General features: G+C 42.5%; 7 protein-coding genes. 4 read left to right on the forward strand and 3 right to left on the reverse strand.

What is annotated here, in order from left to right:
* Positions 1-303: 303 nt before the first annotated feature.
* Positions 304-1,014: an outer membrane beta-barrel protein gene (locus B7X71_RS08770; RefSeq protein WP_293600532.1), complete on the reverse strand. Its 711-nt coding sequence runs from the start codon at positions 1,012-1,014 to the stop codon at positions 304-306.
* 118 nt (positions 1,015-1,132) lie between these two features.
* On the opposite strand from B7X71_RS08770, the gene B7X71_RS08775 reads away from it, so the two are divergent.
* Complete coding sequence (locus B7X71_RS08775; RefSeq protein WP_293599379.1) at positions 1,133-2,104, forward strand: WYL domain-containing protein; 972 nt, start codon at positions 1,133-1,135, stop codon at positions 2,102-2,104.
* Here B7X71_RS08775 and B7X71_RS08780 read toward each other — a convergent pair.
* Both B7X71_RS08780 and B7X71_RS08785 read right to left on the reverse strand, forming a co-directional pair.
* A complete protein-coding gene (locus B7X71_RS08780; protein ID WP_293599380.1) occupies positions 2,101-2,352 on the reverse strand; it encodes a hypothetical protein in 252 nt (83 codons plus the stop codon). The two genes, B7X71_RS08775 and B7X71_RS08780, sit on opposite strands and share 4 nt — an antisense overlap.
* Before the next feature lie 3 nt (positions 2,353-2,355).
* Positions 2,356-2,670 (reverse strand): hypothetical protein, encoded by a 315-nt coding sequence (locus B7X71_RS08785; RefSeq protein ID WP_216256669.1) that lies wholly within the window; start codon positions 2,668-2,670, stop codon positions 2,356-2,358.
* A 179-nt stretch (positions 2,671-2,849) separates the two neighbouring features.
* Between B7X71_RS08785 and B7X71_RS08790 the strand changes: the two genes are divergently transcribed.
* The 3 genes from B7X71_RS08790 to B7X71_RS08800 form a co-directional block, all read left to right on the forward strand.
* Positions 2,850-5,033: a DUF262 domain-containing protein gene (locus B7X71_RS08790; protein WP_293600533.1), complete on the forward strand. Its 2,184-nt coding sequence runs from the start codon at positions 2,850-2,852 to the stop codon at positions 5,031-5,033.
* 70 nt (positions 5,034-5,103) lie between these two features.
* Positions 5,104-7,887, forward strand: a complete 2,784-nt coding sequence (locus tag B7X71_RS08795) for a DEAD/DEAH box helicase family protein (RefSeq protein WP_293600534.1) — start codon at positions 5,104-5,106, stop codon at positions 7,885-7,887.
* A gap of 2 nt (positions 7,888-7,889) precedes the next feature.
* On the forward strand, positions 7,890-9,094 hold a 1,205-nt coding region (locus B7X71_RS08800; protein WP_293600535.1), incomplete at its 3' end, for a restriction endonuclease subunit S.

The raw sequence follows: 9,094 nt of genomic DNA on the forward strand, positions 1-9,094 counted from the left end.
GTTTCTAACTTTTTTAGCCAAGCATCTGCTGCTCGCATTTTAGGTTTTTGGTGCTCAGTCATTTGAAAATAATAGAAACTTACTTTAGTCAATTTGCATCATTTAAGTTCTGGATCCAGCACGACTATCTACGCTGCTGGAATATGGAAAGGCGACTCGCTTTCCGCCAAAATTAGAATAGGTAACTTGGTGTTGCCAGTACGACTATTGACACTACTGGCACAAGGCTGAAGGTGACACAGCTCGCTTCAACAACACGCTTTATTCTGCCACTGTAATGAGCTAGCAGCAAGTCACATCTAATTAAAACTTATACCCAACACCAACTAATAGATTTACAGCGTTGGCACTGATGGTTGTAGTCTGTGTTGCCCTATATGTTCCGCTTGTAGCTGAGTCATTAAATGAGAGATTGCTATAGCTTGCATAATTAACTTCACCGAAGCCGTATAAACCAGCGGTTATAAATTGCTTATAACCAACCCCTAATGAGTAACCAGTCAAATTACTAGTGGTTGAGTTACCCCCGCTGTACTGTGATTTAACTGAAGCCCCTGTGTAACCCACCTTTACATAAAGCAAGCCATCTTTGCCAATTGGTGTCGCTGGCGACAAGAAAATATTATATGAATTTTCTTTGTTGTATTGACCATTGATGGTACCTAACGTTGCATTGCTGCCGCTAAAATTCGCCTTTGAGCCTGCAATTGGTGAGTACTCAGCACCAAGGCCGAGTAAGAAATCTTTTGTGATTGCAAAGTTATATCCAGCTGTTACTGTCCCAGCAAAGCTATTTGAATTACTTACGCTTGATGAAATAGGTAGGCTTGCAACTGGTGAACCATTATTCGTAATGTTAATGTTTCCATAACTAAGCGATGGTGCGACTGATTCATAGCCAATGCCAACTTGACCAAAAAATCCATCAAATGTGGTTGATTGGGCCTGGGCACTCCCAATTGAGGTTGCAGCGATACTGGCAGCCAATACTGTATATAAACGCAGCTTTTTCATAATGAATCCTTGTGTAGTTGATTAAGAATTGATTGTTGATCTGAGCCAGAGTCACCCCATGAGACTATGCTTATAGAAAATAATATTAATTACAAATGTTGCATTTATGGGAATGGCAATGGATAGAACCGAGCGCTTTTATAAGATTCAAAAAATGCTTAGTGATCGTAAATTGGTGACTACCGAGCAATTTTTAAAAGAGCTGGAAATCTCGAGAGCAACATTTAGACGTGATTTGGAGTATCTACGAGATCGTTTGGGCGCGCCAATTGCCTGGGATTCTGACTTGGGTGGATACGTATTACAAAATACTCCCGGAGAGAACCTAAGCGCTCTTCCAGGTCTATGGCTTAACGAGTTTGAGATTCATTCCCTACTTTCGGTGATTGAATTACTCCGCAGCATTGATCCGGAAGGCTTGATTGGGTCACAAGTAAACCCCATTCGCGAGAGACTGGAAAAGCTCCTGGAGAAGGGGGATTATTCAGCCAGAGAGGTATCGAGAAGAATTCGAGTAACAACGCTTGCAAGGCGAAATACGCCAACTAAATTCTTTGAAGTTGTTGCCCATGGCTTACTGGCTAGGAAGCGACTGCAAATCACGCATTACGGCAGGCAAGACAATCAGTTAACAGAGCGGGAAATTTCGCCGCAGCGATTGGTTTATTACCGAGATAACTGGTACTTGGATGCCTTTTGCCATAATAAGGATGATTTAAGAACTTTTGGTATGGATGCTTTGGAGGCTGTAACTCTATTGGATAAACCAGCGGTATCCATTGAGGAGGCTGATTTAAGAGCTGAGCTTGAATCTGGTTATGGGATTTTTGCCGGCACTAAACACCAGATTGCCAAACTAAAATTTAGCCCCTTTAGGGCAAGATGGGTAGCCAAGGAAGTATGGCACCCAGACCAAAAGGGCGAGATACATGATGACGGTTCATTCGTCTTAAGCATTCCCTATAGCGATGAACGTGAATTGCTATTAGATATTTTGAGGCAGGGCGCGGATGTCGAGGTTTTGGGGCCAAAATCCCTAAGAGATGCCATCGAATCTAAATTGACGGATGCCTTGAAGGTCTATGGCTAGCTTGGAAAATACTTTCTAAAGTAGAGCCGTCTCCAGCTGACGGTCTCGGAGGCTTGATATGTTTCTGAGGTCAGGAATTCAGGCCTTTGACTTAGTAAGGCATATTTCCTGGCAGCCTTAGATGAGGGTGCGCCAGCAATAACTGCAGCGTCTATCGTGGCCTTAACAATAAAGGGCTCAAAATGCGCGCCAACACCATAGATCTGTAAGGGTAGGATAAGGCTAAGGATAATTGCACTAGACAACATGGGCTATCTCTTTGATGGTGTGTAGCCAATACGGTTGCCACTGTTATCAAAGTAGTTGGTCACCCCGCTGGGGGCTTTTACCTCATAACCAATGCGATTCCCTGTGTTGTCATAAACCCCATTTTTAGAATTAACGTTGTATTGACTGTTATCCATGTTGTAGGGACTATTGCGCATGTTGTGCGGTGAATTCTCCATATTGAACTGGCTGTTTTCCATGTTGTACGGCGAGTTCTCAAGAGTCATGACCTGCGCTTGGGATGGGAGGGGAAATAGCCCCAAGTGAGTGGCTAGCAGTAATAAATGTAGATATTTCATATGAGTGTCTTTAGGTTGTATTTTTAAAGATTAGAGCCGGTGAGGCTCATGGGATGAGCCTGCTTAGGCTTTGGAAAAATCCCGCTAATTTCAAATATTGGGGGTAATTTTTAATGCCTTAATATGCTAATAAGACCAACAAATTAGTTAATTTAGAGCCCCAGTAGTGGGTTGAGAATATGGATACACAAGTTAGAACTCCGCAGCAGATCTTTATGCAACCCCAGAGGTTGCTGGTACCGCTCTTTCAGAGACCATATGTATGGAATCAAGAAAACCAATGGATGCCCTTATGGCAGGATTTGGAAAGGGTGGCAAATCGACTATTAGCTAGCCCAGACCAGCAGCAACCCCATTTTTTGGGCGCGGTAGTTTTTCAACAGATTCAAAATCCAACCGGAAATCTCCAGCAAAGAACGGTTATTGATGGCCAGCAACGATTAACTACTTTGCAAATCCTGCTTGATTCACTGCATGCTGAAATTAATTTAGTCGGAGAGGTTGATGCATCAAAAAGGCTAGAACTGCTTATTAGAAATCCTAAAGAATATTGCGATCACAATGAGGACCAATTTAAGGTTTGGCCAACCAACAAAGATCGTCAAGCCTTTAATGAAGTAATGGCCATGGATATGCCAGCCACTTACCAGAGCCTCAAGAATAAAGACTCAAAGCTAGTGCTTGCTCATCAGTTCTTTTCGGAACAATTTAAGCGTTGGCTCAATGAGGGTGGGGTCGATGAGATTCCAGCACGTGTGAAGGCTATAGAGCGTACAACGCGAGAATTACTTCAGATCGTGGTGATCGACTTAACTGCTAGTGAAAACGCCCAAGAAATCTTTGAGACCCTCAATGCGAGGGGATCACAATTAACTGCTGCAGATCTTATTAAGAATTTTGTGTTCCAAAGACTATTAGAGCAGGGTGCAGATATTGAAAGCTCTTACTCCAATCACTGGAAACAGTTTGAAACAGGATTTTGGGAGCAGGAGATTAGCGTTGGTCGCGTTAAGGCGCCAAGATCATCCATATTTTTAAATCATTGGCTGATTTGTCAAACTACAGAAGAAATTGTATCTAGAGAAGTGTTTTCTAGATTCAAGTCATTTGCTGATTACGATGTGAAGCCTATGACAATGCCTGCTTTATTAGAAAGAATTCATGCGGCATCAATTAAGTACAAAGATTTTATCGATAGGGGTGATGTGCTTGAGGGCGCTATAGACCGTATTGGCCTATTCCTATATCGCACTAAAGCAATGGAAATGGAAGTTGTAAAGCCAGTGCTATTGGCAATATTTGATAGAGACCAAGATCAAATAGACCTTAACGATATCAATGCATCTTTAGAGATCATTGAGTCATGGCTTATTAGGCGCATGTTGGTAAGGGGCACAACTAAAGCCTATAACAAAATTATGACTGAGATGATCAAGGTCATTCAGAAAACCCAAAAAGGGCAATTGAGTTCTGCACTCAAGACATTTCTCTCAAATCAAACCAGTGATAGTTCATATTGGCCAGATGATAAGGAAGTTAGAAGTGAACTTTCTAATTTAATGGTTTATAGAAAGATCGGGCGCGGTAGATTAAGAATGGTTCTAGAGGCAATCGAGGATTACCGTCGAGGCTGGATCGGCGACCAGATTTCTATGTCGGGCGTTAGAGTGCGCCGCGGCACTTATGCAATTGAGCATCTCATGCCGCAAAGCTGGGATAGGTATTGGCCATTAACCAACGGTTACACCGAGCAAAACCGTAACGACCGAATTCATAAGCTTGGCAACTTAACATTGCTTAGTAGCAAGTTAAACAGCTCAGTATCAAATGGCCCCTGGGATAGCGAAGAGGGCAAGAGGGCCGGCCTACTTCAGCGCGATGTTTTATTTTTAAACAGATCGGTTACCGATGAGGCTGGCTTGGTTTGGGATGAGCAAAAGATAGATGCTCGTACAGAAGATTTGATTGATGACATCCTATCTATATGGCCAGTACCACTAGGTCACCAATCTAGTGTTAGAACAAAAAAAGAAACCAGCAAAATTAAAATAACGGTTCAAGACCTCATGGGTGCAGGTTTATTGCAGTCAGGGCAGGTTTTATATTCAAGCCATTCAAAATTCCCTGATGTAACGGCTGTGATATTGGAGGATGGGGATATTGGGGTTGGTGATGAAATATTTAAAACACCATCCGGAGCTGGTGACTTCATCCGCAACAAATCAACAAACGGTTGGAGCTTTTGGCTTCTCGACCCTGAAACTAAAAAATCTCTAAGAGATATACGCACACAGTATTTAGATCAACTAATTGCTGAAGGCGCTGATATTGAGGCTGATGATGAGGATTTAGAAATAATCTAGGTACATATTGTTATTATGAGTATATAAATTATGTATTGGCATTTACTTAAATATTGATAATGTATTTTTCATGGCTTTAAATCAAAATCCAGAGCAGCTTGCTCGCGACCAAATAGATGCTTTATTAAGGCAATCGGGTTGGGCTGTGCAAAACCTCAAAGATATCAATCTTCATGATGGCATTGGTCAGGCAGTAAGGGAATATCAAACTGATGTGGGCCCAGCAGATTATGTATTGTTTGTTAATAAAAAAGCAGTCGGCGTAATTGAGGCGAAGCGTGAAGATGAAGGGCATCATTTAACAAAGCATGAGTCACAAACAGAGGGCTATGCTGGCGCTAAATTGAAATGGGTAAATAATAAAGACCCGCTACCCTTTCTATACGAGAGTACTGGCGTTATTAATCGATTTACAGATGCAAGAGATCCAAAACCCCGCTCTCATGAGGTATTTAGTTTTCATCGTCCCGAAACCATTCAAGAGTGGCTGGAACAAGGCGTTAGCCTTAAAGGGCGTTTGCAGACAATTCCAATATTAAACCCAGATCATTTGCCGGCAAGCGAATTGCATTTGCGCGACTGTCAAGAGACTGCGATTTCTAATCTTGAGACATCCTTTAAATTGGGGCATCCAAGAGCTCTTATTCAGATGGCTACTGGGGCTGGTAAGACATATACAGCAATCACAGCAATATATCGCTTACTTAAGTATGGAAATGCAAAGCGCATTTTATTTCTAGTTGATACTAAAAACCTTGGTGAGCAGGCTGAACAGGAGATGATGTCGTATGTGCCAATTGATGATAATAGAAAATTTACAGAGCTTTATAACGTCCAGAGATTAAAGTCCTCATTTATTGCCAAGGATAGTCAGGTATGTATTTGTACTATTCAGCGCCTCTATTCGATCCTCAAGGAGAAGGAGTTAGATGAGGCGACAGAGGAGAGTAATCCCGCTGAGTTAGTTCAAGCCAAAGCACCAATACCTGTTGTTTATAGCGAAAAGATTCCACCAGAGTTTTTTGACTTTATTTTTATTGATGAGTGTCATCGCTCTATCTATAACCTTTGGCAGCAGGTTCTTGATTATTTCGATGCAAGCCTTATTGGCCTTACTGCAACGCCGGATAACCGTACATATGGTTTCTTTAAAAAGAATGTAGTGAGTGACTATAGCCATGAAAAAGCAGTGGCGGATGGCGTTAATGTGGGAAACGAGATTTACGTAATTGACACCCAAGTTACTCAGCAGGGTGCAGTCATTCCAGCTAAATTACTAGTCGAAAGACGTGAGAAATTAACGCGCAAAAAACGCTGGGAACAACAAGATGAGGATGAGCAGTATTCAGCAACCCAGCTTGATCGCAATATTGTTAACCCAGATCAAATTAGAACGGTAATTCGCACCTTCCGGGATAAATTGCCGGAGATATTTCCGGGGCGAACTGAGGTTCCTAAAACGCTCATTTTTGCCAAAACTGATAGTCATGCTGATGACATCATTCAAACGGTAAGAGAAGAGTTTGGAGAGGGCAATGCCTTTTGCAAAAAGATTACCTACAAAATCGACGAAGATCCTAAGTCGGTCCTCGCTCAATTTCGGAATGACTACTATCCCCGCATAGCAGTGACAGTGGATATGATTGCGACGGGAACGGATGTTAGACCCTTAGAGTGTCTCCTCTTCATGAGGGATGTGAAGAGTCGCAATTACTTTGAGCAAATGAAAGGGCGCGGAACTCGTACCCTGGATTTAGATGATCTAAGGAAGGTTACACCTTCAGCTGTTAGTGCTAAAACACACTATGTCATTGTCGATGCTGTTGGTGTAACTAAATCTTTAAAAACCGCAAGTCAGCCATTAATTACAAAGCCTACCATCCCTCTGAAGGACCTGGCTATGAGCGTCATGATGGGTGCCACCGATGAAGATACAGTCAGTTCGCTGGCTGCGCGTTTAGCGAGATTGACTAAACAGCTTGATCCCGATGATCAAAGACAAATCCGTCTTGCCGCTGGAGGTTTAGAGTTAACTCAAATTGTGGGGCAGCTTTTTAGCTCAATTGATACAGATAATGTGGAGGCTAAAGCATTGGATTTGGCAGGCCTTCCTGCTGGATCTGAATTAAGTGAAGAAAAACTACAGGAAGCGCAAGCCCAGCTAGTGTCAACAGTTGCGCAAGTTTTCAATGGCCCATTGGTCGATCTGATTGATTCTATTAGGCGCGAGAAAGAGCAGACAATTGATCGGGATAATTTAGATGTGCTACTAAGAGCTGAATGGGATGAGGATTCGGCATCAAACGCACAAGGCATGGTTGATGAGTTTGCCGAGTACTTAAAGGCAAATCAAGATAGCATCACGGCTTTGACAATATTCTTTAGTCAACCATTTCGCAGGCGTGAGCTAAGTTTTGATTTAATTCGGCAGGTGCTTGATAAATTAAAGATGGATAAGCCTAAGCTTGCCCCACTGAGGGTTTGGCACGCCTATCGGCAATTGGATGAGTACAAAGGCTCTCAGCCAGCAAATGAGCTAACTGCTTTGGTGGCTTTAATTCGCAGGGTATGTGAAATAGATGGCAAGATCTCGCCATTTGATGAAACGGTACGTCGAAACTTCCAAAACTGGGTAATGAAGCACCACTCTGGTGGCGGAGAGAAGTTTAATGAGGAGCAAATGCAATGGTTAAGGATGATCCGAGACCATGTGGCAAACTCCTTCCATATAGAGCGTAATGACTTAGAAATGTCACCCTTTGATGGGCAAGGCGGATTAGGAAAAATGTATCAACTATTTGGTGAAAAGATGGATCCGCTAATTGATGAATTGAATGAAGTGTTGGTTGCTTAAGAATGTCTGGGATAAAGGCTAAAGTTCCATGTTCATGGCAGCTAGTAAAGCTTGGTGACTTTGTACAGAGTCAAAAAGGTAAAAAGTCTAAAAACGAAGCCAAGGAAAAATCTTCTTCGCACCCAATTCCATATGTAGATATTCAGGCTTTTGAGGAGAAGATTGTCCGTACATGGACTGATGGCGTAGGTTGCCATCCATGTTACGAGTCTGACTTTTTAATGGTTTGGGATGGGTCTCGATCTGGTTTGGTGGGAAAAGGGGTGAATGGCGCTCTTGGGAGCACTCTGGTACGCATTAACTTTCCAATGATGGTGAATGATTACGCATACTATTTTTTGCAGTCGAAATATCAGCAAATAAATACGAGAGCCAAAGGAAGTGGGACGCCCCACGTAGATCCTGATTTACTTTGGAACTATGACTTTCCGATTCCGCCGTTAGCTGAGCAACATCGGATCGTCCAAAAAATTGAAGAGTTATTTTCTGAGTTGGATAAAGGGGTTGAAAATCTTAAGCTCGCACAAGAGCAGCTTAAGGTTTATCGCCAAGCCCTACTAAAGGATGCTTTTGAGGGTAAATTGACTACTCAATGGCGAGAAAAAACGCTGGGAAATATTGAGAGTGCCTTTGAATTAAAAAAAAGAATTCGGATGGAGGCGATAGATTTATACCAACGTGAATTTTCCCTGTGGAAGTCATCTGCAAAGGTTAGGCGGAAGCCTCGACCTTTGAAGTTTCCTCCTGAGCTAGCATTGGAGGAGCGTCAAAAATTATGCAATCTACCTGATTGCTGGTCTTTTGAAAAATTGGGTGAATTATTTAAGGTTTATGTTGGGTCTACCCCTAGTAGAAAGTCTCCAGATTTTTGGGGGGGATCGATTCCATGGATATCCAGTGGGGAGGTTTCCTTTTGCTTGATAAACGATACAAAAGAGAAAATTACGCAGCGTGGCTATGAGAGTATTTCTGCGCATATTCATCCCCCTGGAACCTTGATGTTGGCGATGATTGGTGAGGGTAAAACCCGTGGACAAGTTGCAATCTTGGGTGTCGAGGCATCACATAATCAAAATACCGCAGCCATTAGAGTTGCTGGGTCTGGGGTTCCCCCTCTTTATTTATATCACTACCTTACCTATTGCTATGAGAATACAAGAAAACTAGGGTCAGGCAATAACCAAAAAGCACTTAATATGGATAGAGT

This window comes from Polynucleobacter sp. 39-46-10 (genome assembly GCF_002282275.1).